The following is a 23,481-nucleotide window of genomic DNA, read 5'->3' as shown; positions in this document are numbered from 1 at the left end:
AATTAACTAGCATATAAATTTACTATTTACCTTTATGCCAATTATAAAAATCTTTTAGGTCTGCCTTACGTTCCTGTGGTAACGCTGTTTTCTTAACACCGTTAATTGCACCTTCCAGTGCTAACAATCTATGAATACACGCAGAAACATCAATTTCTTGTATTTTCAGCCATGCTTGTTCTGCACCAATATTTTTTAATTCATCATAAGTAAATATACCCACTTCATTTAACTGTCTTTCAACTTCTCTTCCGATATTTGGTAGTTTTGATAATTCTCCCATAATGAAACTTCCTTTCAAATTATTATTCATAATGCTTAACCTTAAATTGGAATTTGTCGACTTCGTGTTATGTTCATAATTTTTCCAGCATCTCATAACTCAATGTACGAAATACCTGACAGTAATTTTGAAATCCATCCTGCCCGATAATATAAATATTGGGCATATAGTCCATTCTTGTTTTTGAATACATAATACGTTCCAAGCCATTATCTACAGCTGTATGATTGCTTAAAGCCACATCTACTTTTTTACGCATTGCTTCACTGATAAAGTAATCCAATGACTTGAGATATTGTTTCACTTCATTCTTTGTCCACGGTGGTGTCGTACCTCCCCATAATGCTGCCATATGTATTTCTCCATCTTCTTTTACAGGGAATATGTAACTTAATCCTCCTGGAGTATGACCAGGAGTACCGTAGACATATATTGTTTTATCACCTAATGTTATGGTATCACCATCCTGAATATAAGCATCAATTTTGTAATCTTTCCACGTTTCCGGTCTATCAGGTTTTGTTGGATGTTCTTTCCAAAAAATATCATCCACTTTAGAAAGATGTGTATCAACATGATATTTTTCAACAAACCATCTCCCACATCCTGTATGATCAACATGTCCATGCGTCAAAACCAGTTTTTTTATTGTATCAGGATTCCACCCTACATCTCTAATCGCATCTACTATTGCCTCAAAAGCTTTTTTTGCCGGCCAAATAGCGTCTATTACTATCAACCCATCACTTGTCTTTAATACAAAACAATTTGTTTGTTTTTGTGCAACAATTAGCAAATCGTCAAAAATCTTAGCATGAGTAAAAAATGACATATCCTCCATTGCTTTGATTGTTTCTTCCGTAATAACTGGTTTATTTAATCTATTCATTTAATATACACTCCTCTGTACAATATTAATTTATAGTTGCACAGAGGATAAGCGATTCTTTGGATGCATACGTAAAAATATCTTCATGACTTCACCTTCTCTACAAATTACTATTTATTGAGTTGTTTATATTGTCCATATGTCGCATTATTTACTGCGGCGAACTATCTTACATACTTTAAACTTTACTTCATGCAATCTATTTCTAATTTTAATCTGTTAAAATACTTCTCCATAAAATTAAGTCTTTCTTTTCCGATTTCTTTTGCTTTTTGAGTATATAATTTATCTGGGATTTTTTTCAACTTTACTTCGTATTCAATTAAAGGCGTATGTTTTGAAACATCTTTTAATCTTCCATTTTCAACAGTATTAGATTTGAGATAGTCATTTAATGTCTCATCTACTGTTAGTCTTTGTCCAAATTGTCCTGCTAACATAAAAATACGAGCAATTCCACTTGCTCCTATAACATCAAGTTTATCTGAATCAAAGAGTATTTTTGCTTCTATTGAATTAGGTTCATTTCCAGTTCTGAATCTATGTGTTATAATACAGTGCTTTATCTTCTCGATTTTATCTTCTTCATATTCTAAATTTCTTAATATATCCTCTGCAATCACACTGCCTAAAACGGCATGGTCAATTTCCCCCGTTTTATCTTGGCTTTCTTCAACCCTTGCAATATCATGTAATAATGCTGATGGAATAAGGATTTCTAACTTAACATCTTTCTCATATTTTGCAAGTAATAAACAAAGATTATAAACTCTAAATACATGGTCTAAATTATGTGCTGAACAGGTTAATTTATCTTGAACAATTTCTATAATCTTTTTATGCTTTATTTCTGTATTCATATATTTCCCTCCAATTTGTAAAATTTACACAGATACAGAATACCAAACATATGTTCTTATGTCAAATTATTCAACAACCGACTCTATTGTCGTTTCATACAGTCCAACTAGTTAACTCCGCTTCTTTATTCATTTTAATTCTTCTAATTCAATAACATATTTACTATTTGGAAGATACTTTACCCTATAGTTCTTCTCTTCCTGAATCTTATTAAACCAGGGATTATAATAGTAAGTCTCTTCCTCCAATACAAAGGATGGAGTTGTCCCTTTTGACTTAACATTCACATTGCTGCACTTTCCTTTAGTAGTCCTATAATCACTATTAATATAATAGCTAATATCTTGGAAACGGGCCGTTAGTATATTTGCATAGGCATAAACCGTCCAAATCATAAGTAGAGGGGAAAAAAATATTAAAAATGCATATTTCTTTTTATTCTTCTCCTTAATCAAAATTACTAACAGTCCAATTACCCAAAAAAACGTAAAAAATATTTGAAATAATGTATCTATTATAAAATCCATGTTTCACAATCCCTTCATTATTGAAAAAATAATATAAAATTTCCTATATATACATTTTATCCTAACACTTTCCTATTATCAAAATAAATTTCATACTTTAAACTTTATAAAACTATTCATAATCTCTAATATGAGAATTATCCTTTTACCTATAGTCATTTTACATATTGTTACCCTATTGGTTTTATATTGCAATAATTTCAAATGGATATTAAAAATATATTCACCAATACTAATTAAGAAAGCTTAATAACGCCTAATTAAATAAGTTGGAGGTAAAATATGAGTAAAGTATTGTATATTAAAGCAAATGCAAAGTCAGATGGACTTTCTAGAACATTTAAGATTTCTGATATCTTTATTGAAACATATAAAGAGGCTCATCCAGAAGATGAGATTATTACATTGGATTTGTATAATGAAGGAATAGATTTTCTTCCAAAGGGAAACCTTGACGCTGTAAAGAAACCTGAAGAAGGAATAGATAAAGATCATCCAATATTAAAGTATGCATATCAATTTTTAGAGGCGGATAAGTATGTAATTGCAGAACCATTATGGAACTTAAGCGTTCCAGCTATCCTAAAAGCTTATATTGATTATATTTCTGTTACTGGAATCACATTTAAATATACTGAATCAGGCCCTGTAGGATTATGCACAGGTAAAAAAGCAATTAACATTACTTCAAGAGGTGGAAATTATGACGCTGAACCCTATGTATCCTTTGAAATGGGTGATAGATATTTAAAAACAATGTTTGCTTTCTTGGGGATAACTGATTTTACAACCATATCGGCTGATGCCTTAGATGTTGTTGGAAATGATGTTTATGCTATTGTTGAAAAAGCCGTAATGGTTGCTAAAATAACAGCAAGGAATTTTTAATTAGCTAATAATAACTAAAAATTGAAAGCCTACGCTATAAGTGAGCGTAGGCTTATTTATTCATAAAATGTTTATAAGCTTCCTCTTTCAAATCCTAATTAAACTAATCTTTGCTATTATATAAGACTACTTTATTTCTACCTGCCCTTTTAGCTTCATATAATGCAGTATCGGCATGTTCAAGAAGACTATCTATATTATTAGTTATATTCGGATATGTTGAAATTCCTATGGAAATTGTTATATTAATATTAACTTTATCAGAAATATGAAACTTGCTACTTTCAACGTTTTTTCTTATTCTCTCTGCAACTTCCAAGGCATGAGCAGCTGGGCAATTCAATAGAAGCACAGAAAATTCTTCGCCCCCATTACGAGATATTATATCATAAACCCTACATGTATTAAGTAAAATTACAGCTAAATCTCTTAATACAATATCCCCGCAGCTATGTCCATATGTATCATTAATTTTTTTGAAATAGTCAATATCTAAAAATAATAACGATAAATTTTCGTCATTTCTTATTATCTGTTGAGCCACAATATTAAACATATTATCAAACTGTCTTACATTATTTAAACCAGTTAAAAAGTCTATGGTCGCTTCACTTTTTAATTTTTTATATAATTGGACAGATTCACTTAAATACTCTGTAAATTTGAATATAAAATATGACATAAGCACTGTACTAATACTGTATACAGTAAAAACTTTAAATAGAAATATTGGATCTTTAATAAGAATTATCATTGAAATAGAGTTTAATATTAGTGAACATATAATGGAATAAATCCATTTACTTTTTCTTTCTACTTTTATTAAATTGATAGCACTGAATCCAATTCCCATTAGTAAAATAACTATTAGTGCAATTATAGATGTGTTAGAAAGGCCGAAATGTAAAATACGAAAAGTCCCCATTATTAGTGATGCTATAATTGTAGGTAAAAACCCTCCATAAAGGGCAGATAAGAGAATTGGCAAGGCACGAAAATCAGTTATTATTGAAGGAGTAACTTGTATACTAAATAACATTAGCAAAATCCCTAATAAGCCTGCATAAGTTCCGATTAGAATCCTTAAAGGTATTGACGAATTTTGGTTTATATCTTTTTTCATGGCAAAATTTTGAAATATGCTAATAAAGGTTATCAAAATACATGAATTTATAAATAGTTGAGTAAACATAGTATACTTGCCCCCAAATTCCAAGTAGATAATTTTAACTAGATAAGTTTATCTTACACAGCAATAATTAATAGTGTATAGTAAATAGAATTTTTTTCAATAGTTATTTTAAAAAGTTTATATATTAAAAAAGCCCACCAGCTTCATTAAAAGAAGCAGCAGGCCTTATTAATTATTTCTTAATAACTCTGTCCCCTTTAAAAAACACCTCTCTAATATCCTCAGTATCATCAATTTCAATTCCTGGTACCCCATTTGCAACTATAAAGTTTGCTTCCATTCCCTTTTGAAGACTTCCAAAATATTTATCTTTTCCAAGGACCTTTGCACCATTTAAAGTGATTAATTTAAGTATCTCATTTTCATTCATACCCTTTTCATGTAAAAGCTTCATGGAAGCACTTGAAAGTTTCATTAAAGTTTCTGGGCCTTTAAGTTTATCATCATCAAAATTTAGCCATGGTGCTTTATTTGAGGGGGGAAGATATGAATCCGTTGCTATTGATACAGTTACATTGCTTACTACAAGATTTTCTATATCCTCTTTAGAATTTGGCGGAAGATGAGTTCCTCCTAGCGGTGTTGCAACAATTAATGTATTTTGCTTTGATGCTATTTGAGTAAGCTCTGGAGTTATTCCATGGGCATGGTGAAGCACATCAAATCCAGCCTCAAGAGCCATTTTTATCCCCTCACTGCCTGCTACATGTGTGCCTATTTTCTTGTTTTTATTATGGAAAATCCGAACTATCTCTTTTAGCTGATTACATGAATATATTATCTCCCCTGCTCTCGGTACTATTCCATCCTTTAAATTAGCAGGAGTTGCATTAATAAAAATATTTTCTCCAGGATATTCATTAAGTTCTGACATTTGCCCCAAGATGTATTCATTTGTCAGCATTTCAAACTCTACAGCCTTTGATCCAGTTATAGCTGTAAAATGAACTATATGGTCAAAACCAATTGATATACTATTTAATGAAAAAGAAATATTAATTGGTAAATTGGAGATATATTTTTTATAATCACTAAACTTTAAATTACACTCAGGATGACCACAAATTTGTTCTCCTATTGCAGTTATACCACTGGATAATGTATGAAGTAATAGAGACTCCCCTCCCATTAAATGTGTAGCTTCTGTTACTGGATATATTGATCCTGGAGCATATTCAAGAATGTGTGTATGACAATCAACTAGAGATGGTGTAATAACATAATTACTGTAATCAAAAACCTTTAAATCCTTATAAGTATCTTTAATTACATTCCATCCCCCTATATCCTTTATTTTACCATCAGATATAACCATTGCCCCATCATATATTGTGCCTAAGTCGCTAACTGTAACTAACTTCCCTGACCTTACTATATAACTTTCTGCCATATACTCCTCCTTTTATGAAATTAGTGGAGTCAAAAGTAGTGCTATTAAGAATGCACTTATAAGTCTTATTGCAGACCCAATAATTGCTGCATTTAAAGCCTCTTTTTCATTTAAATCAGAAATATCAGCCCATGTAATTGGAATTTGACCAAAAATTACTGAAAGAGGCAATCCAGAGTTTGCTAGTACAAATGATCCAACCACAAGACGAGGATCTAAGGCAGCTTTAATTTCAGTAAGCTGTGCCATTGCAAGGGTTGGGCTTGCAAGTATAGATACAATACCTGTTTTAGGTTCAATGTTTAATATTAGTAATATTGAACTTAATCCACTTTCAATTGACTTCCAAATTCCCAAATAATCTAAAAATCCAATTACAGTAAAAACTGCTGCAACTGCTGGGATAATCACTAGAAATAAAAGTTCTGCTCCCTCTCTTGCTGAACTGAATAAGGTTTCAAGCACTCTAGTATTTGGGGTAAATCTTGGTAATTCTTCAAGCTCAACCAATTTAGTATCCTTATATATGGTTTTTGATAAAATAAATGGTATTATGATTAGTGGAATAAATATGCTAAATATGATTAAAGGAAATGGATTAATATTAAATATAGAAAGAGCAACAAGACCAATTGCGAAAGTAACAAAGGATTGTGGTGATTGTATCATTGTTGCTATTGCAATCTTTTGTTCAGCTTTAGTTGCTTTTGCTTTGGTTAAAATAGGCCCAGCAATTTTGCCCGCTGCATTAATATCGCCTAATATATTGTATATGCTTGGTATAATTACCGATGGATTAATTTTAAATAGTTTCATTACAGGAACAAATATCCTTATTAAAGCATCTGTAAACCCTAGTCTCTCTAAAATTCTTCCTAAAATAACACTTACAATGATAGCTATTCCAACCTCACCAGTTAGAAAAATTGGAACAACAATTGAGAAAACTTCCTTTGTTATCTTGTCAAATAATCCTGACAATGAATCTGGCTTAAATAAGAGAGTTATCAAAGATGCTACTACTAATATAAGCCCTACAATTTCAATTCTTTCCCACTTAGCTCTTTGACTTTTAGCTTTTTCACTGAGATTTGAATCTTTTCTTTCTTGATTCCCCATATTTATCTCCTATTTTTCATTAATATTGCATTTATACTATGTTATGAAAATCAGATAACATATGTGAAAATATTTTATATTTGTTGCTGTGTTTACTAATCTTGTTTACCATTTGGTTGCTTTCTTTGCTGTATTTTTGTTTTATTCCTTTAAATTCTTTGTAGCCTAGTTTTCATATAGAAGAATATGCTATAATTTGTTAAGATAATTTTGGAAATGGTGATGGTAAAATGAAAAATAAATATTTAATTGGCGAGGTTTCTAACTTTTTCAACATAAGTAAAGATGCTTTAAGATATTATGATAAATTCGGATTAATAAAACCTAAAAAAGATGAGCTTAATGGATATAGATATTATGATGAAGAGGATATAGTTAAATTATCATACTTAACTTCGTTAAAAGAATTAGATATGCCTTTAGAAGATATAAAATTTATACTATATCATAAATCCTTAAGTGAAATAAATAATATTTTTAAAAATCAGGAAAATGTAATAGATAATAAAATAAAAAAACTAGAAAAAATTAAAAATACTATTGTTGAATATAAAGAAGACTTTAATAAGGCTATGAATTATATAAATAAATTTAAAGTTATAGAAAGCCCTTTGTTTATATACAAAGTTGAGAACTATGAACTAGATGAAAATATGATTAATATTTTAAAGGAATTTAATCCTGATGCTAATATGGTCTCAATTAGATATTCTGTTATTTTAGATAATCATTGTTTTGATGAAATAAAGTTAGGTGAAAACATGAAATATGCTATTAGTGGAATAATTACTAATGATGCCGAACATATAATGCTAGGTAGTAATTGTAATAAATTCAGCAAAAGAAAATGTATATACACAGTTATTAAAGCTGAAAATGATATTAAAGCAGATGATCTGGCTGAACTGAAGGACTATCTAAGTGATAATAATATCCAAGTGAATGATGATATTTTAGCTAGAGCAATAGCTTTTGAATCTGTTGAAAATGCTTCTATAGATTATTATGAAATGTGGATTCCTATATAAATTAATTTATCATAATATAGTAATAAAAAATTTTTATAAAATAAAACTTAAAACTATTGACCTTGGAGTTACTCCAGGGTTTATTATTTTTTTGAGGGTTCAACTAAAGTAAAAATGCTTTTGATATGTTTACTTAATAAACAAATATTAATTGAAAATAACTGGAGGGTTTTAAATGAGTAGTTTAATTTACAGAGAGATTAGAAAAAGTGATTATAGTAGAGTAAAAGAACTTATTAATGAGGCATTTAAATTTAAGCAATATACTTCAAATTCAAAAGTTTTAGATATTATTTTAGAAATTTATATAAGAAGCTGTCTTCTTGAACAAGATTATACTCAAGTCATAGAAGAAAATGGAGAAATTATGGGCATATTATTTGGAAAGACAAACAAGAAAAGCAATTTTGTAAAAAATGCAGATAACATCTGGTCTTTACTTGTATGTTGGGTAAAAGTTTTATTTACTAATAAAAAAGATAAAGAACCCTTACTAGACTTCAAAAAAGTTACCAATGCCTATTCTAATTTAATTAAGGAATGTAATGATAATTTTGACGGGGAGGTAGTACTTTTTATAGTTGACGAAAAATGCCGAGGTAAAGGTATTGGTAAAAAGCTTGTGAATAATTATTTAGACTTTTGTAAACGTAAGGCTGTTAGAAGTTTATATCTATTTACAGATACAAAATGTAATTATGGGTTTTATGATAATAATGGCTTTAAAAGAATGGGTGAAAAGCAAATCAACATTAACACTATAAATGGACCATCAGATTTAGGAGTATATTTATATTCCTATAAAGTTAGTTAATATTTAATCAATAATTAGTAATAGGGGCTTATTTATTAAGCCCCTATTACTATTACCATTTGAGAACTTGATGCACTAAATAAAATAAAAAGCTGATGCATTGTTCTGTCTATATCCCTTATGGCAATGTTTACAATTGAAATTGTTGATGCTATACTAAAATGTAACTATCAGATGGAATGAATTTTTAAACAGGACAAGCCGTAGTTATACTTAATTATTTTTCGACACTAAAAAATATTGGAGGGACTTTAATTTGGAGACAAAACAGGCGTTAAAATGGGTACTATTTTGGATTTGTGCCGCATTACTTTTTAACTTAGGAATTTATTTTACACTTGGTGAGCAAAAGGCTATAGAATTTTTAGGTGGCTATGTTATTGAGCAAAGCTTAAGCCTTGATAATCTATTTTTATTTATTCTTGTATTTAGTAGCTTTGGAATAAAGAAAGAATACCAAAGAAGAGTATTAAATTATGGAATAATGGGAGCAATAGTATTACGTTTAATATTTGTAGTCTTAGGAGTTGCGGTAGTTAGCAAATTCCATTGGGTACTATACATATTTGGAGCCATACTAATTATAAGCGGCTTAAAAATGATGCTTAAACAGGAAGATGAAGAAGAGCATAACTTCAAAAACAATAAGCTAATAAAGCTTTTAAATAAGGTAATCCCTATAACTGATGAACTTGATGGTGAGAAGTTCTTTGTAAAAATAAACAATGTGCTTCATGCTACTCCATTACTGGCAATACTCGTAGTTATTGAAGGAACAGATATTTTATTTGCTATAGATTCTATTCCAGCAATATTTTCTATAACAACAGATCCATTTATCGTATATACATCAAATATGTTTGCTATAATGGGGTTAAGAAGCTTATACTTCTTACTTGTAAAAATAAATGATGCATTCAAATATGTAAAATATGGAGTTGCATTAATATTAGTATTTACAGGTGTAAAACTTTGCATACTAATGTTCCATATAGAAATACCGGTTGCACTTTCTGTAGCAATAATCTTTGCAATATTATTAGCTAGTGTGGTATTTTCTATTATGATGAAGAAAAATGAAGATGAACAAGTCAGTGCAGAATCATAAACTTTTATAAAAGCCTGATAGTTAAGAGCAGAACTTTAGATGGTTCTGCTCTTTCTTTCTTTTTCTTAAGGAAAAGTAAGTATATTTATCTATAGCTTTGCTCAACTTGCCACTTGCCACGTGGGTGGCACTTATGCTTATTTGGTAATGTTTACAACTTAATTTATTGGTGCTATACTAAATTCGGTTTAAAATTATTTTTTAATTATCTTTCAGTACTAAACAAAATTGGGGGGACTCTAATATGGAGACAAAGCAGGCGTTAAAATGGGTACTATTTTGGATTTGTGCCGCATTGCTTTTTAATTTAGGAATTTATTTTACACTTGGTGAGCAAAAGGCTATAGAATTTTTAGGAGGCTATGTTATTGAACAAAGTTTAAGCCTCGATAATCTATTCTTATTTATTCTTGTTTTTAGCAGCTTTGGAATAAAAAAAGAATATCAAAGAAGAATACTAAATTACGGGATAATAGGTGCAGTAATCCTGCGTTTTATATTTGTACTCTTAGGAGTTGCAATAGTTAGCAAATTCCATTGGGTATTATACATATTCGGAGCTATATTAATTATAAGCGGCTTAAAAATGATGTTTAAACAGGAAGAGGAAGAAGAAATTGATTTCAAAGACAATAAGTTAATAAGACTTCTAACTAACATAATCCCTATAACTGACAAACTTGAAGGTGAAAAGTTTTTTGTAAAAATAAACAATGTGCTTCATGCTACTCCATTACTGGCAATACTTGTAGTTATTGAGGGAACAGATATTTTATTTGCCATAGACTCTATTCCAGCAATATTTTCTATAACAACAGATTCATTTATTGTGTATACATCAAATATATTTGCAATACTATCATTAAGAAGCTTATACTTCTTACTTGTAAAAGTAAATGATGCATTTAAATATGTAAAATATGGAGTTGCATTAATATTAGTATTTACAGGTGTAAAACTTTGCATACTAATGTTCCATATAGAAATATCAGTTGCACTTTCTGTAGCAATAATCTTTGCAATACTACTCGCTAGTGTCCTAGTTTCTATTATGATGAAGAAAAATGAAGATGAAAACCAAGTTAGTGCGTAATTAAAAACCTTTGTAAAATCAAATAGTTAAGAGCAGAACTTTAAATGGTTCTGCTCTTTTTTCTTTTACTTCCATTTCCTCCCAGGGGTCTGGCCCCCATTATTTTAACCTAAACGTTTTTGGTGCTACCTTATAGGTTAATATAAGAGCAACAGCCATGTATATTATAGTTACTGCAATAACTACAACTGTAAAAATATATGAAGAAGTTTTGATTTGAAGACATGCGTAACTTACAATATAAACAATAAAATTTATAAATTTATATAGAGGACTTTTTATAGTTAACTGAGCTGTATATGGCTGTATAGCATAATACATAAATAAATTATGTATTGAAAAGAAACAAGCTAAACAAAGAATACACAAAAATAAAGGCACTGCGCTGATAAGCTTAGCTCCAAAGCCTGCTACAATTAAAACTCCTGCAATGGATATACATAAAGCTAATGCTGGGATAATATTAAGTAAAACAGTAAATTTAAGTCTTATGGTAAAGTTTAATAAAATAGTCTTAGGCTCTCTATAATATCCATACCTTAAAAGGCTTAAATCACAGTTGTAAAACATGGCCTTGCAAATTTTTTCTCCTGTAGAAAGCATATACATAGAAAACAGAAGAAGCGGTGCACTTTTTAAAACAGCACTAAAAAGCTCCTCTTTTATATCAGGCATAAATATTACAAAAGCACTGGAGGCTAAGAAACCAACTGCTATTATTATAACTCTCATTTTTATAGGATTAATTAACATTTTTCTATGACGTTTAAAAAATATTGCATTTAAGTATTCATACCCCTGTTTTCCCTGGTAAAGCTTGGAGCTAAGCTCTTCCTTTGAAATCTTATCCTCTTTTAGCTTTACATCTCCAAAGGTCATGTCACTTTTAAAAGCATTTATATCAAATAGATTTTCTTTAGTTAATAATTCCTTTGCAATAACAGCATAGCTTTTGTAATTCCATAAATAAAGTAAGGAAGCTGCTCCTAAGATTAATACACCTAATACTACAAAGCCGTTAAATAGTATGGGTTCTAAATTAATATAAAGATCTAAGAATGGCAGTACATAAGCAAGTATAAGTATTATAACTATAGACACTAGTGTAAATGTATTTTGCTTTGAAAGTACCTTTCCCATTTTAATATATATAAAAATATTAAAGCACTCTCCCATAAACCTACAGGAGGTTAGTATCACTAGCATAGTTAAAGCCTTTATGGGCGAAAATCCAACTATCATCCCTGCAATTATCATAGGAACTATAAAGTAAATAAAATTTGCTATGTATTTGTATAACATTGCACTTATATAATATTCTCTGGCATCTGCTCTCATTAATGTTATCATGTTAAAAGCAGATCTATCAACATAGTCAAAAACTACACTATTCATAATGGTACCATATATAATGTTTAAAAAGAAAAATATATGAAGAAATCTAGTAAAAAATAACCCTGTTCCTTTAGACATAAAATAAGCTGGCAGTACAATCATTAGAGCTAAATAAAGCCCCTTTTTTAAAATTGCCCAAATAGCACCTAGTATTTGACTTATAATACCTATAACAATTTTAGCTTTTGTTTCTTTGTATAAGCTATCTGGTACTTTTTTGCCTATAATAGGAACCCTTTTTAGAAAATGTATAAAAGTATTTGCGCTTTCAGCATAGGAAACGTTAAAGCTGTTGATAAAAGTTCTAATCATCATTAGCCTCCCTTAACACTTCCATTATTTTTTCCTCAAATTCAGCGCTCCTTATAACCTGGCTATCAACTTCCTCTAAAACACCATTGTTTAATACTACAATTTCATCACATAAGTCCGTTGCTAACTGCAAAATATGAGTTGAAAAGATAATTATATGTTCGCTTTTTATCTTCTTTAGTAAATTTTTTATCTCTAAAGCTACAACTACATCAAAGGAAGTTAAAGGCTCGTCCAGCAAAATTACTGGAGGTCTTGTTATTAGAAAACAAATCATTTGTATTTTATTTTTCATACCCTGAGAGTATCCTTTTATAAGTCTGTATCTGTCTTCTTCATTAATCTTTATTATGTTAAAATACTCTTCAATGGTTAATAAGTTTTGTATCTTATCTTTATTAATATCTATAAAGAATTTTAGAAATTCATATCCTGTTAAAAATTCAGGCAGCACAGGCTCTGAAAATACATATCCTACCTTTGAAAAATCTAGTTCACTTTCTCCTTTTCCCTCTTCAAAAATCTTAACTGAACCACTATCATACTTTGTATCTCCACTTATGCAGTTAAATAAAGTAGTCTTTCCTGCACCATTACGTCCTAAAAGTCCATAAATCTTACCTTTCTCAAAGGTAAAAGATGCTTGTTTAAGCACTTGCTTGTTGTCAAAGTTTTTTTCAATGTTTTTTACTATAAGTTTCATTACTTGTCTCCTTTTAATGTCAAGATGCTCATTTTTACATTTATGCCTTTTCCTATTTCCTTTTTTTCAGCATTCATAAAGTCACACCCTTAAAATTTGAATTATTAGTAATTATAACATATTTTTACTTAATTCTCATATTCATTAATACTTGTCTATGCTTTTTCTATAAACCTCGTCATTTTTTCCTTTTTTACCCAGGGGCCTGGCCCCCATAGAAAAAAGCTTCCTAAATTAGGAAGCTCTTTTATTCTATCTTAAAACATAATCAGCTAAAACACTTTGTAATTCATAAATATTTAAGCTTTTATTAAAAGTTTTTTCAATTGGCATAGCTGTTCCTGATATCCATATTTTCAATTCAGCATCTAAATCAAAGTGTCCTGCTGTTTCTATGCTAAAATGAGTTATGCTTTTATATGGAAGTGAATGATATTCCGTTTTTTTGCCTGTCATTCCCTGCTTATCAACTAAAATTAATCTTTTATTTGTAAATATAAACATATCTCTAATTAGCTTGTACGCCTTTTCAATATTTTCAGTTGGAGCTAATATATGCGCAAAATCTTTTCTCACTTCATTAATATTAACTTCTGAAGCATTTCCCATCATTCCATCAAATAATCCCATTGCATTGCCCTCCATTCCAATTCTACATATATGTTAACTTAATTATAATTTTTAATCAATGATAAATTTTACCACAATAAAATTAAAACTACAGAAATTTATAAATTATAAATTTCTGTAGTTTATATGTGGAAGTATATAAAAAGTTTCCTAACTTTTAAGCTTAACTATAATATTTCTGATTATTATTGAAGTTTTCCTTTAGAGATATTTAAAAATATCTTTCCAAATCATCAATCTTTTCCAATTCAAAAATATCAGTAGCTATTACATCTATGGTTTCTTCAGGCATCTTCTTTATTTTTTCTATATAGCCATGAGGTATAAATTTAAACTTCTTAATAAGAAGCTTTATAAGAATTTCGGATTTTCCTTCTGTCTTACCTTCTTTTATTCCTTCTTTTATTCCTTCGTCTCTTATCATTTTACCTATTTCAGTCATGCTAACTACCTCCTTAAATTTTTGTTTTGATATTTCATCTCCAAACTTATCAAACAATGCATATAGTAAGTATATTATATAATTTTAAATCTTTATTACAAAATAAAACAGACCAATCTTAAAATTCAAAAATTGATCTGCTTTAGATATCGTTAATGCATATTTAAATATATTACAAGTGCTTTCTTTTTGTTTATAGCTTTTTATATTGAACTCTATTTTCTGAATCATATTCAGTGACTACTGCTTGAAATTTTCCATTTTCAACTTCTGCCTTAAATCTTTTCCCATCCATTGTGTGTTCTTCAACAGGAAAGTCGTCTTTAACTACATCCTTATATTCAAAAGGATGCCCAGTTGGGACTTTATTAAGCTTTTCTATATCTACATGGCTTTTTTCTGACATCAATATCACTCCTTATTATTAGAATTGACTCCAATAATATTATGAACACATTCTATGCCGATTATTTATCTATATTTTTGCTTAACTTGCCACTTGCCATGTGGGTGGCACTAAGCAAATATGATCAACTATGATAATACTTATTCTTTTTATCTCCTTATAAAACCAAAAGAAGCCAACTCAAGTTGGCCCCTCAGCTAACGGTCCTCGTAAGCTAAACATCTGAATTACTTACCTATGAACATATTTCTGCTAGATGGACCCCAGTTTCCTCCTCTGAATCCACTCATTCCCTCCAAGTTAACAAAACAAGGGAGCACAATATACATGACACCAGACATTGCATTAACCCTAAATGTCATGACGTATCTCATCCTCGAATTGTCAGCAGGTGTTATCATTGCCATGTTAGGTCGTATTGCGTTCTCTGCCATTAGAGCATCGTTCATTCCTACGGTCGCGATTCCAACAGGACCCATATTGCTTCTAATCCAATAATTCGAAACATTTGTTGCTGACGCTAAATCAGTCCGCTGATCATATGTTATTAAAATTTGGTTTGGTGCAATTTGTCTAGCCTCCACTATAATTGGATGAGGGACCATCTGTCGGTATTCATAAAAACCTGCCATTTTTTAACCTCCACATATTGATAAAATAGCCCAATGATCTATTATATAGTATGTAGATTCATTTATTTAGGTGCAAAATGATCATTTAGAATTTCGTAAAACTTTTTTACTATTCTGCTCATTAGTATAGAAATGAAAAGATATTCGTCATATGAACTTTTTACTTATGACTTTTTATTAATTTTATTATTTCATCATTTATAATATCAGGTGCAAATTCATGTATAGAATGTCTTGAACCCTTAACAACCATTTGTGTACTAGATGTAGACCACTCTTTCAAAGCTATCTGACTATTTTCCCATTCAGGAATTGCTAATACATTACTCTCAGAAGTCAGTATTCTAATTGGGATATTACCTAATTTTCCGTTATCTAAAACTATTTTTGCATTATCGCTTGCCATTTTACCTTCATCTATAATATTTTTGTTATACATAGTTTTAAGAGTCATTGCAAGATATAACTGTTTCAAATCATTAGGTAATAGTTTAAGATTATTTTGTCCAGACACAATTTTTGAAGAATAACTTGTATGATTAATTGCTAATCTAGCTATGCCTAAAGATTTTAGTGTCTGATACTTAAAGCCTGCACTATTGCTGGATCCAACCTTATTTTTAAAATAATACTCTGGGCTACCAGCATCAATTAATACAATGCCCGAAACTTCATTTTTATATGTTTGCGCAAATCTTATTAATGATAATGATGCTAGTGAATGGCCAACTAGTATATATGGAGGCTTTTGTCCTGATTCTAAAAGAGCTGTGTGCATTTCTTTTACAATAGAATCTATATCTCTTGAAACATCTGTTACTTCACTCCAGCCATGTCCAGGTTTGTCATAAACAGCTATTTTAGTATAGTTTGAAATTACATTGTAAAGAGGATAAAAGTCTGCATAAGAGCTTGGCTCATTTAATCCTCCAGTAAAAACTACAGTTACATCCCCTTCTCCTTCGCTAAATATATTGATTTTATGATTATTTACATTAACCATATTTCCTACTTGAGGATAGTTTTTAGAGTCATTATATTGACCAATTTTTTCATAGGATAAGCCAATTAATGAAATAAAAACTACAATAATTAGGCCTAGAAATATACCTCTTCTAAATCTTTTTTGAGTTTTCAATTTGACTTTTCTTTTCTCTTCTCCTCTACTTAGGTGCATTTATGAACCTCCTCAAATGATATATCGCCTCTTTATTTGGTAGTGTAATCACTCTACTGTAAAATTTAACTTTTAATTAAATCAATTGAAATTATAACATATATTTTCAATTTTTACATTGATATTTTTATCAAGCAATGTAATCATTATCTCGGCACTAAGCAAATTTTTCCTGCCCTTTATTTACTAATGTCTCTAGTATTGCTCACATAATGTTAAAACAGGACTATTAGGATAGCTTTTCAGTTCCACTATCAAAGCCTATAGTTAATATAAAAGTAATCTGTACGTCGCACTATATTTGAAATACGACATAAAAAATATCGCAAATTCATTTCTGAATAATGCGATACTTTAATATATTATTTTTGTTTACTTTTTAAATTTATTAAAAAATTGAAATTTGTCCATATGATTTTCTCACATTCTAGCGAATTGCACCATTTTTAAAGTTATCATACCATTGCGCCATTTCTTCGTCACTGTCAATCTCTAATATCTTAAAAATTTCATAAGCAAATTCAACAGCAGCAGTTTCATTTGCAGTGATAACTTTATTGTCAACAACTACCTGTGCAGGGATATAAAACGCTTCTCCCCTATATCCTTTTTGTTCTTGAAATAATTCTAGGCTGTCTCCTGTATGCTTTACATTGTCAAGTAACCCATGCTTGCATAAGAAAGTAGTTGCTCCACAAATAGCTGCTACAGGAATGTGTAATTCCATGAGCTTCTTAATAAATTCTGCAATTTCCCTATAATCATTTTCTTCCCATGAAAGACCACCTGGGAGAATAACCATGGCAAGGTTATTAAAATTCTGATAATCATTTATATTGTAGTCAATAGACGCATTAATGCCGCCCATTGATATCTTCGAAACATCATCAACTGCAATTGTTTTAACCTCATAATCTGAAAAAGAATTGACAACTGCAATGGCATAACTTGCTTCCCAATCATTCCATCTCTCTGTCAATACAATCAGTACTTCATTTTTAATATTATTCATCATATCCCCCTGTCTTTAGAAGGGCTAAAATATAGTCACCCTCCTCATGTTTTTAAGATATATAATTTTATATGACTTCATATATATCATCTCCTTCCTTAACTATCATAAACCAATTATAACATATTTTGTAAATGTCGCAATATTTAATTTTCAAAGAACATTTTAATTCGCATATTAAATAGTAACTAGAATTTTAATTGAATTGCGACACAAAAACACCGTAGAATTCAAAATATTAAATAATACGGTGTCCATGCAAATTATTCATTTTTCAATTGTTATGTTAAATAGTAATTATGTATTAATTATTCTATCTCACACATCCTACTTTTCCTTTTTTAAAGTTACTATAGGCAGTATCTAGCATAATGCTTATACTTTTGTAGTTATTCCATTTATCTTCCACTTCATATATGTTGTATTCTATATCAAACTCACACAAAACCAAGTCTGAATAATCTCTTAAATAGTATTCATAATAACCTTTTGTAAATTCAAGTCCCTCCTGATTAAAATCTTCACTCCACAACTTGCCATCACAATTTTTAAGTAAAAACTCCACTCCTGTCATCTGTTCATTCCTTACTTTCTCCAAGTCTTCCTTGGAATATTCCCTATGAATACTTCCTTCCAAGTTATGTTTAATAATCCATGCTATATACATTCCCATATGAGTTGCAGCATACACTACTCCATCTTCAATATGCTTGCTGTTTTCTTTATTCTCTTCACAATTAAAGCGCTTACAATATCCATTATAGGCATCATCAAAATGCCAATTTACATTATCAAAATTATCTTTCATCTCATTACTCCTTATATATTTATATTCTATATTACTTTTTTACATAATCTTCTTATTATAATTTAAAAACACTTGAAAGATATTCGCTTAATATACATCTTAAATCATCATCTGTATTGGTTTAAAGTTATATAATTTAATAACTATTTCATGATTTTTTACAACTATAATTAAACTAACATGAATATTATACCATAATACCCACATATTTTCACTAATTACAGAAAGCATAAGAATTTCTAACACCTCATTATTCAATTCTCAAAGATCATTATTCTTATCTTCATTTCCAATTAGTTATGCTATATTTCTTTTAATCGTTTATGTGACTATATTTATCTTATTTATTATTTAAAAAAATATAAGTTTTATGTTTAGCATTATATAAATTACATATACTAATGCAGAAATCAATATAAGAAGTATGAAATGGAGGTTTTAAAATGAGAAAACTTGCTGAAGGAGAAATACTTTCATTAACAGGATTATTAAAGCTTGAAAGTGATGGTTTAGCAGTTTCAAGAGCAATGCAATCACTTATAACAGATGATGATTTAAAGAAGCAAGCAGAAGCAGGTATATTGGCATCTGAAGGTAGAATAAAAGGGTTACAGCAATTTATTAATGAAAATAGCATTACAGGAGTTTAAAGGAGGTAAAATGATATGTCAACTATTTTAAGCAACATAGTTCAAAACACTACTGATATAAATGATGAAGTTATAGCCAGCAATATGCTTGCAGCTGCTAAAGGTGCAGCGGATGCCTATTTAAACGCAACAATTACAAGCACAACACCAGAATTAAGAGCAATTTATTCATCTGGTCTTACTCAGGTAGTTGGCGGCCATTCAGCACTTACTGAGTTAACCGTAAACAAAGGTTGGATTAAACCATATAATGAACCTAGTAAGCAACTTTCAGATGTTATAAATAAGGCCCAAACAACAGTTGAATAAATTAAAAAATATTACAAAGAGTCATTTTGACTCTTTGTTTTTTACGTTTAGTTTTTAATACTATATGATTAAATTATTAAAGAAAATTGTCCATACTTTCAATTTAAATAGTTAGTCGCTTTATTTTCATATTCCGTACTAGAAATTTATATATCTCATAGCTAATATAAAAGTAATCTGTAAGTCGCACTATTTTTGAAGTGCGACGTAAAAACACCATAAAATTCAGGTTTGAATAATACGGTGTCCTAGTAGATTGTTCGTTTTTCAGTTGTGACATCAAATAGGAAATTGTGTCATGTCATTGTATTTTGATCCATTCTTTCAATTGTTGAATTACCTTTTTAGAATTTAATCACCCCAATATTTTTCTGCCTCCTCCTCCATTTTAGTTAGCCTTTTATAATAATCTGGGTATTCATTTAAATGAGCAAGAGCTATTTTGCCAGTTATAATAGGATCATCATTAGTTGTGTTAGTAAATGGGTTAATAGTACCATGCTCTAATTCAACATTTAATCCAATTCTAAATTGTTCTACATCAAACTTGTCAAATTTAATATTCAAATATTTAGCAATCCATATAGCTTCTCCTATAGTAAATTTTTTTTCGGAGACATCCTTTTATTATTACATCTCATCATATTATAAAAACAAGGACACCTGTACATATATACCCCCGCAAAGAATAAATATTACTATAGATTATGTATAAATAATTATTTTGATACATAATCTAATTGCTATATTTCATATTATAGAATAATGTTATTATTCTTAGGCACCCTGTGTTACGTAATATATTACCAATGTTACACATCATTAGAATAAGGCCAACGAACAAAATGCTCATTTTATTCGCTTCTTCATTTTTATCGGATATCCAAATCCCTGAATAACAGTAAAAAAATTAAAGCTCTTTTTGTACATCTTAAATCCCAATTTCTCATAGAGTCGTTTTGCATTGGTGTTTTTGGATAGCACTTCTATATAGCATTCATCGTATTCTGGTAATTGGCACACAAAATCTAATAGCTTTGTAGCTACTCCTTTTCCACGCATACCTGCATCAGTAGTCAAGCAATCAATATATAAATCACAATCGTTCTTTACTGCTGGAGTTTCTGCAATCAATCTAAGTTGTTTATATATCATCGTTCCTTTAAATTTTCCGAATATTTTTTTGCATACTTGAATGTCAAAACAAAATACTCTTTTTTTATTTGTGCCAATTCCAAGAATCCCAGTAACTTTTCCCTCATGGAAATAGACATAAATCATTGAATCATCCAAAGATGACATAAAAAGTTCAACCAATTCGGACTTATCTTTTGCAAATGAAAATATATTTCTAAATCCGTCAACAAATAAGCCGACAGCTTCACGTTTTTTTGTTTCATCCAGGTCGCTAAGGCAATATATATGTAAATCAGCCATATACACAATCTCCTATTACATAAATTAAGTTCGTCTTATCTTCCAACGAAGAACGAGCTTACTAAAATTATACTATATAATATTAAATATTTATCCATATATTCCATAACTTTACCAATTAATATTTCAAATACCATATTATTTAGTTTTCAAAGAACATTAATAGTATTTTAAATTTCAATAGTTACGTCGCCTTTTGCTCATAATCTTACTTGCACCTGATTTTTTGTTTTATCTTGTCGGATAGCCTAAATACAACCGTTAATACTATCACAATTAGCACCAAAGATAATAGCATCAATGCAACATATGGTGTACCTGTAATCTGAGGAAAAACATTCTTAATTCCTGTTTTAGTTAATAGTCCAAACGCTATGCCCAAAATTATAAAACAGCTTTTTTTAATCATATTGTCACCTCTGTCAAATATAAATAATCCTTACTGCACATTTATTTACAATTGTTTATTAATATACAAAAATTGTAGCACATCTTCCATATTCTTAACACCTTATTATTACACTTATGAATTATAATTCTATTTTAAAGCACCGCAATATTCAGTTGTCAAAGATCATTATTCTTATCTTCATTTCCAATTAGTTATGTCGCATTTTTCTCATGTGTAAACTTTAGTTTGGAGCTGTAGCAACTACTTTACTTAATCATTTCATCTTTAGATTCAACGTGCATAATCTTTTGAGCTCTTATTATTGCTGCATACTCAATAATTATTTGATCCCAAAGAATATCTAAAGGAGTTTTTGTTTTTATTTCTTGGATAAGCTCCAAGGTTTCCTCTGGAAGATAGTTAGAAAAAAACATGAGTTTCAGCATTCTTATTCTTAGCTGGAGCTCCATGGCCTACTGCATTTTTATTATTAGGTTGTGTACCCTGTTTTCTTTTGGAACGTTCCTTATTTTTATGACATTTTTATTGTTTACATTTAAATTTCATTTACATAATTACAAATATGTAACTATACTTCCCTTTGCAATAAAATCTATCTCTGCCTTACCGCTCCTTTTACCCTCTTATAACTTCTTTCTCTCATGCATTCTCTAAGGCTATCAACAGCATTTTCTTTATTCACCCTTTTACTAGAGCAATAAGGACATGATAAGTATCTACCCTTAGCCATTTTGTCTACATCTTCAGATAGTAATATAAATTCTAATTTACACATTCAAAATATTTTTAACCATTTTTTATATGCTGCATATTATGATACTGTGTTTAGAATTTTTATGGAGGCTTATTAATGGCATTTAGAAACGAATATCAAGGCCCTAAACAAAATCTTAATCAAGATTCAAATGAAGCTGACTTCGCTTATCGCCAAGACCCTCACATGGGGATGCACTGTCCTATGATGTGCTGCTGTCCAATGATGTGCTGTTGTCCGATGATGTATGGAACTCAAATGATGCCAACGCAGCTTTCTCCTGCCCAAATGATGCCTAATAGTGGATCTGATGATCCTGATCCTCCCCGCCCATTTTTCCCTGGAAGACCATTTTTCCCTGGAGGATCTTTCTTCCCTGGAGGACCTTTTTTCTTTGAAGAACCTTTTTTCTTTGGAGGACCTTTTTTCCCTGGAAGGCCTTTCTTCCCTGGGAGACCTTTTTTCCATAGGAGACCTTTCTTCCCTAGGAGACCCTTTTTCCATGGGAGATAGAGAGAATAAATAAACTTTAATCATAATTTAAAACATAGCTGCAGTTTATGCTGCAGTTATAATTTTTTTACAACAAACTAAATAAGCACCTGGAGTTAACCAAGTGCTTTATAATATTCTTTCACAATACTAATATATCAATGTTTTAATGCATTTGCGCTAAATTTGTCCCAAATTTTTATAATACACCTTTAATGTAATATTATGAATGGAATTTCTCTTCATAAAAGTATTTTTTTGTTCGCAAAATAAATATTAATTCTATAAATGTCAGCATAAAGTTTGTAGAAAGAAATAGATGTTTATTTTGTAGACACCAAATAATATATACTAATAGGAAAAATGTACTATAAGTTATCATTGTCCAATAGCCCCATTTTTTAAGCTTTAAAAAGCCATAAGATGCTATTAGCAAAATTATAAATAATACTATATTCATTATATCATGTGAAAAAACAGGTAATGGTATAGCAGAAAAACTAAGGCTTTCTAAAAGATCGGGAAATATTGATAATAATATTGATATTAAAGCAATTAAAACGTTTATACCTCCAATGAATATTATTATAAAAGGTCTTTTTTCATTCATTCATAATCACACTCCTATAAATGTATCTTCTACTCCAGAGGAATTATTCTATATTTATAATGTTGGAGGCTATTTCAACCCTACAAATTGAAGTTTTGCGATTATAAT

Annotated in this window: 30 protein-coding genes; 8 read left to right on the top strand and 22 right to left on the bottom strand. The window is 29.7% G+C overall.

Features of this window, described 5'->3' with window-relative positions; translation table 11 throughout:
- Positions 1 to 22: 22 nt before the first annotated feature.
- From CRN98_RS09340 to CRN98_RS09325, 4 genes are all read right to left on the bottom strand, one after another.
- On the bottom strand, positions 23 to 283 hold the full coding sequence (locus CRN98_RS09340; RefSeq protein WP_097027160.1) for a TfoX/Sxy family protein: 261 nt from the start codon (positions 281 to 283) through the stop codon (positions 23 to 25).
- Positions 284 to 356: 73 nt separating this feature from the next.
- A complete protein-coding gene (locus CRN98_RS09335; protein ID WP_097027159.1) occupies positions 357 to 1,172 on the bottom strand; it encodes an MBL fold metallo-hydrolase in 816 nt (271 codons plus the stop codon).
- A gap of 185 nt (positions 1,173 to 1,357) precedes the next feature.
- Positions 1,358 to 2,032: an HD domain-containing protein gene (locus CRN98_RS09330; protein ID WP_097027158.1), complete on the bottom strand. Its 675-nt coding sequence runs from the start codon at positions 2,030 to 2,032 to the stop codon at positions 1,358 to 1,360.
- A 129-nt stretch (positions 2,033 to 2,161) separates the two neighbouring features.
- Positions 2,162 to 2,560 carry a hypothetical protein gene (locus CRN98_RS09325; protein ID WP_097027157.1) on the bottom strand — a complete coding sequence of 133 codons (399 nt, stop codon included), beginning with the start codon at positions 2,558 to 2,560 and terminating at the stop codon, positions 2,162 to 2,164.
- 282 nt (positions 2,561 to 2,842) lie between these two features.
- Between CRN98_RS09325 and CRN98_RS09320 the strand changes: the two genes are divergently transcribed.
- Complete coding sequence (locus tag CRN98_RS09320) at positions 2,843 to 3,448, top strand: FMN-dependent NADH-azoreductase (RefSeq protein ID WP_097027156.1); 606 nt, start codon at positions 2,843 to 2,845, stop codon at positions 3,446 to 3,448.
- 103 nt (positions 3,449 to 3,551) lie between these two features.
- On the opposite strand, the gene CRN98_RS09315 is transcribed toward CRN98_RS09320, so the two are convergent.
- From CRN98_RS09315 to CRN98_RS09305, 3 genes are all read right to left on the bottom strand, one after another.
- Positions 3,552 to 4,640 (bottom strand): diguanylate cyclase, encoded by a 1,089-nt coding sequence (locus CRN98_RS09315; RefSeq protein WP_097027155.1) that lies wholly within the window; start codon positions 4,638 to 4,640, stop codon positions 3,552 to 3,554.
- A gap of 172 nt (positions 4,641 to 4,812) precedes the next feature.
- Entirely contained in the window at positions 4,813 to 6,030 is a 1,218-nt protein-coding gene (locus CRN98_RS09310) for an amidohydrolase family protein (RefSeq protein WP_097027154.1), read from the bottom strand.
- A gap of 12 nt (positions 6,031 to 6,042) precedes the next feature.
- Positions 6,043 to 7,149 (bottom strand): hypothetical protein, encoded by a 1,107-nt coding sequence (locus CRN98_RS09305; protein ID WP_179632069.1) that lies wholly within the window; start codon positions 7,147 to 7,149, stop codon positions 6,043 to 6,045.
- 230 nt (positions 7,150 to 7,379) lie between these two features.
- On the opposite strand from CRN98_RS09305, the gene CRN98_RS09300 reads away from it, so the two are divergent.
- The 4 genes from CRN98_RS09300 (at position 7,380) to CRN98_RS09285 (ending at position 11,192) form a co-directional block, all read left to right on the top strand.
- On the top strand, positions 7,380 to 8,177 hold the full coding sequence (locus tag CRN98_RS09300) for a MerR family transcriptional regulator (protein ID WP_097027153.1): 798 nt from the start codon (positions 7,380 to 7,382) through the stop codon (positions 8,175 to 8,177).
- 175 nt (positions 8,178 to 8,352) lie between these two features.
- Positions 8,353 to 8,991: a GNAT family N-acetyltransferase gene (locus tag CRN98_RS09295; protein ID WP_097027152.1), complete on the top strand. Its 639-nt coding sequence runs from the start codon at positions 8,353 to 8,355 to the stop codon at positions 8,989 to 8,991.
- Positions 8,992 to 9,247: 256 nt separating this feature from the next.
- Entirely contained in the window at positions 9,248 to 10,099 is an 852-nt protein-coding gene (locus CRN98_RS09290; protein WP_097027151.1) for a TerC/Alx family metal homeostasis membrane protein, read from the top strand.
- Positions 10,100 to 10,343: 244 nt separating this feature from the next.
- Positions 10,344 to 11,192, top strand: coding sequence for a TerC/Alx family metal homeostasis membrane protein (locus tag CRN98_RS09285; RefSeq protein ID WP_097027150.1), 849 nt, complete (start codon positions 10,344 to 10,346; stop codon positions 11,190 to 11,192).
- Between the two features lie 99 nt (positions 11,193 to 11,291).
- Here the strand turns inward: CRN98_RS09285 and CRN98_RS09280 are convergent, their stop codons facing one another.
- The 10 genes from CRN98_RS09280 to CRN98_RS17720 form a co-directional block, all read right to left on the bottom strand.
- Complete coding sequence (locus tag CRN98_RS09280) at positions 11,292 to 12,899, bottom strand: hypothetical protein (protein ID WP_097027149.1); 1,608 nt, start codon at positions 12,897 to 12,899, stop codon at positions 11,292 to 11,294.
- On the bottom strand, positions 12,892 to 13,602 hold the full coding sequence (locus tag CRN98_RS09275; protein ID WP_097027148.1) for an ABC transporter ATP-binding protein: 711 nt from the start codon (positions 13,600 to 13,602) through the stop codon (positions 12,892 to 12,894). The genes CRN98_RS09280 and CRN98_RS09275 overlap by 8 nt, the downstream gene beginning before the upstream one ends.
- A gap of 252 nt (positions 13,603 to 13,854) precedes the next feature.
- The gene (locus tag CRN98_RS09270; protein WP_097027147.1) at positions 13,855 to 14,232 is read right to left on the bottom strand and encodes a PH domain-containing protein; all 378 of its coding nucleotides are present in this window, start codon (positions 14,230 to 14,232) and stop codon (positions 13,855 to 13,857) included.
- Between the two features lie 211 nt (positions 14,233 to 14,443).
- On the bottom strand, positions 14,444 to 14,674 hold the full coding sequence (locus tag CRN98_RS09265) for a DUF4351 domain-containing protein (RefSeq protein ID WP_097027146.1): 231 nt from the start codon (positions 14,672 to 14,674) through the stop codon (positions 14,444 to 14,446).
- 193 nt (positions 14,675 to 14,867) lie between these two features.
- Positions 14,868 to 15,080, bottom strand: coding sequence for a hypothetical protein (locus CRN98_RS09260; RefSeq protein ID WP_097027145.1), 213 nt, complete (start codon positions 15,078 to 15,080; stop codon positions 14,868 to 14,870).
- A gap of 227 nt (positions 15,081 to 15,307) precedes the next feature.
- Positions 15,308 to 15,712: a hypothetical protein gene (locus tag CRN98_RS09255; protein ID WP_097027144.1), complete on the bottom strand. Its 405-nt coding sequence runs from the start codon at positions 15,710 to 15,712 to the stop codon at positions 15,308 to 15,310.
- A gap of 160 nt (positions 15,713 to 15,872) precedes the next feature.
- Positions 15,873 to 16,889, bottom strand: a complete 1,017-nt coding sequence (locus CRN98_RS09250) for an alpha/beta hydrolase (protein ID WP_097027143.1) — start codon at positions 16,887 to 16,889, stop codon at positions 15,873 to 15,875.
- 427 nt (positions 16,890 to 17,316) lie between these two features.
- Entirely contained in the window at positions 17,317 to 17,901 is a 585-nt protein-coding gene (locus tag CRN98_RS09245) for a type 1 glutamine amidotransferase family protein (protein ID WP_278335422.1), read from the bottom strand.
- A gap of 313 nt (positions 17,902 to 18,214) precedes the next feature.
- A complete protein-coding gene (locus CRN98_RS09240) occupies positions 18,215 to 18,709 on the bottom strand; it encodes a DUF7832 domain-containing protein (RefSeq protein ID WP_097027141.1) in 495 nt (164 codons plus the stop codon).
- Positions 18,710 to 18,808: 99 nt separating this feature from the next.
- Entirely contained in the window at positions 18,809 to 18,967 is a 159-nt protein-coding gene (locus tag CRN98_RS17720; protein ID WP_179632067.1) for a hypothetical protein, read from the bottom strand.
- A gap of 185 nt (positions 18,968 to 19,152) precedes the next feature.
- Between CRN98_RS17720 and CRN98_RS09235 the strand changes: the two genes are divergently transcribed.
- Positions 19,153 to 19,359, top strand: coding sequence for a hypothetical protein (locus CRN98_RS09235; RefSeq protein ID WP_097027140.1), 207 nt, complete (start codon positions 19,153 to 19,155; stop codon positions 19,357 to 19,359).
- Between the two features lie 15 nt (positions 19,360 to 19,374).
- Positions 19,375 to 19,668, top strand: a complete 294-nt coding sequence (locus CRN98_RS09230) for a spore coat protein (RefSeq protein WP_097027139.1) — start codon at positions 19,375 to 19,377, stop codon at positions 19,666 to 19,668.
- Positions 19,669 to 20,019: 351 nt separating this feature from the next.
- Here CRN98_RS09230 and CRN98_RS09225 read toward each other — a convergent pair whose 3' ends face one another.
- From CRN98_RS09225 to CRN98_RS09205, 4 genes are all read right to left on the bottom strand, one after another.
- Positions 20,020 to 20,235, bottom strand: a complete 216-nt coding sequence (locus CRN98_RS09225) for a DUF5661 family protein (protein WP_423237094.1) — start codon at positions 20,233 to 20,235, stop codon at positions 20,020 to 20,022.
- Between the two features lie 282 nt (positions 20,236 to 20,517).
- Complete coding sequence (locus CRN98_RS09220; RefSeq protein WP_097027137.1) at positions 20,518 to 21,105, bottom strand: GNAT family N-acetyltransferase; 588 nt, start codon at positions 21,103 to 21,105, stop codon at positions 20,518 to 20,520.
- Between the two features lie 657 nt (positions 21,106 to 21,762).
- A complete protein-coding gene (locus CRN98_RS09210; protein ID WP_341455806.1) occupies positions 21,763 to 21,930 on the bottom strand; it encodes a hypothetical protein in 168 nt (55 codons plus the stop codon).
- A gap of 179 nt (positions 21,931 to 22,109) precedes the next feature.
- Positions 22,110 to 22,292 (bottom strand): hypothetical protein, encoded by a 183-nt coding sequence (locus tag CRN98_RS09205; protein ID WP_097027135.1) that lies wholly within the window; start codon positions 22,290 to 22,292, stop codon positions 22,110 to 22,112.
- Between the two features lie 75 nt (positions 22,293 to 22,367).
- Between CRN98_RS09205 and CRN98_RS09200 the strand changes: the two genes are divergently transcribed.
- The gene (locus CRN98_RS09200; RefSeq protein WP_097027134.1) at positions 22,368 to 22,784 is read left to right on the top strand and encodes a hypothetical protein; all 417 of its coding nucleotides are present in this window, start codon (positions 22,368 to 22,370) and stop codon (positions 22,782 to 22,784) included.
- Positions 22,785 to 22,986: 202 nt separating this feature from the next.
- Here CRN98_RS09200 and CRN98_RS09195 read toward each other — a convergent pair whose 3' ends face one another.
- A complete protein-coding gene (locus CRN98_RS09195) occupies positions 22,987 to 23,373 on the bottom strand; it encodes a hypothetical protein (RefSeq protein ID WP_097027133.1) in 387 nt (128 codons plus the stop codon).
- Between the last annotated feature and the right edge of the window lie 108 nt (positions 23,374 to 23,481).

It is taken from the genome of Clostridium peptidivorans (genome assembly GCF_900205925.1).
GTDB classification, from domain to species: Bacteria; Bacillota; Clostridia; order Clostridiales; family Clostridiaceae; genus Clostridium_AK; species Clostridium_AK peptidivorans.
The sequence above is the reverse complement of the archived record's forward strand: the minus strand, read 5'-3'. Positions and strand labels throughout refer to the sequence as shown.

Coding starts and splice junctions, on each gene's coding strand:
- CRN98_RS09340 (WP_097027160.1), bottom strand. CDS start 283: ATGGGAGAATTATCAAAACTACCAAATATCGGAAGAGAAGTTGAAAGA.
- CRN98_RS09335 (WP_097027159.1), bottom strand. CDS start 1,172: ATGAATAGATTAAATAAACCAGTTATTACGGAAGAAACAATCAAAGCA.
- CRN98_RS09330 (WP_097027158.1), bottom strand. CDS start 2,032: ATGAATACAGAAATAAAGCATAAAAAGATTATAGAAATTGTTCAAGAT.
- CRN98_RS09325 (WP_097027157.1), bottom strand. CDS start 2,560: ATGGATTTTATAATAGATACATTATTTCAAATATTTTTTACGTTTTTT.
- CRN98_RS09320 (WP_097027156.1), top strand. CDS start 2,843: ATGAGTAAAGTATTGTATATTAAAGCAAATGCAAAGTCAGATGGACTT.
- CRN98_RS09315 (WP_097027155.1), bottom strand. CDS start 4,640: ATGTTTACTCAACTATTTATAAATTCATGTATTTTGATAACCTTTATT.
- CRN98_RS09310 (WP_097027154.1), bottom strand. CDS start 6,030: ATGGCAGAAAGTTATATAGTAAGGTCAGGGAAGTTAGTTACAGTTAGC.
- CRN98_RS09305 (WP_179632069.1), bottom strand. CDS start 7,149: ATGGGGAATCAAGAAAGAAAAGATTCAAATCTCAGTGAAAAAGCTAAA.
- CRN98_RS09300 (WP_097027153.1), top strand. CDS start 7,380: ATGAAAAATAAATATTTAATTGGCGAGGTTTCTAACTTTTTCAACATA.
- CRN98_RS09295 (WP_097027152.1), top strand. CDS start 8,353: ATGAGTAGTTTAATTTACAGAGAGATTAGAAAAAGTGATTATAGTAGA.
- CRN98_RS09285 (WP_097027150.1), top strand. CDS start 10,344: ATGGAGACAAAGCAGGCGTTAAAATGGGTACTATTTTGGATTTGTGCC.
- CRN98_RS09280 (WP_097027149.1), bottom strand. CDS start 12,899: ATGATTAGAACTTTTATCAACAGCTTTAACGTTTCCTATGCTGAAAGC.
- CRN98_RS09275 (WP_097027148.1), bottom strand. CDS start 13,602: ATGAAACTTATAGTAAAAAACATTGAAAAAAACTTTGACAACAAGCAA.
- CRN98_RS09270 (WP_097027147.1), bottom strand. CDS start 14,232: ATGGGATTATTTGATGGAATGATGGGAAATGCTTCAGAAGTTAATATT.
- CRN98_RS09265 (WP_097027146.1), bottom strand. CDS start 14,674: ATGACTGAAATAGGTAAAATGATAAGAGACGAAGGAATAAAAGAAGGA.
- CRN98_RS09260 (WP_097027145.1), bottom strand. CDS start 15,080: ATGTCAGAAAAAAGCCATGTAGATATAGAAAAGCTTAATAAAGTCCCA.
- CRN98_RS09255 (WP_097027144.1), bottom strand. CDS start 15,712: ATGGCAGGTTTTTATGAATACCGACAGATGGTCCCTCATCCAATTATA.
- CRN98_RS09250 (WP_097027143.1), bottom strand. CDS start 16,889: ATGCACCTAAGTAGAGGAGAAGAGAAAAGAAAAGTCAAATTGAAAACT.
- CRN98_RS09245 (WP_278335422.1), bottom strand. CDS start 17,901: ATGAATAATATTAAAAATGAAGTACTGATTGTATTGACAGAGAGATGG.
- CRN98_RS09240 (WP_097027141.1), bottom strand. CDS start 18,709: ATGAAAGATAATTTTGATAATGTAAATTGGCATTTTGATGATGCCTAT.
- CRN98_RS09235 (WP_097027140.1), top strand. CDS start 19,153: ATGAGAAAACTTGCTGAAGGAGAAATACTTTCATTAACAGGATTATTA.
- CRN98_RS09230 (WP_097027139.1), top strand. CDS start 19,375: ATGTCAACTATTTTAAGCAACATAGTTCAAAACACTACTGATATAAAT.
- CRN98_RS09220 (WP_097027137.1), bottom strand. CDS start 21,105: ATGGCTGATTTACATATATATTGCCTTAGCGACCTGGATGAAACAAAA.
- CRN98_RS09210 (WP_341455806.1), bottom strand. CDS start 21,930: ATGTTTTTTTCTAACTATCTTCCAGAGGAAACCTTGGAGCTTATCCAA.
- CRN98_RS09205 (WP_097027135.1), bottom strand. CDS start 22,292: ATGTGTAAATTAGAATTTATATTACTATCTGAAGATGTAGACAAAATG.
- CRN98_RS09200 (WP_097027134.1), top strand. CDS start 22,368: ATGGCATTTAGAAACGAATATCAAGGCCCTAAACAAAATCTTAATCAA.
- CRN98_RS09195 (WP_097027133.1), bottom strand. CDS start 23,373: ATGAATGAAAAAAGACCTTTTATAATAATATTCATTGGAGGTATAAAC.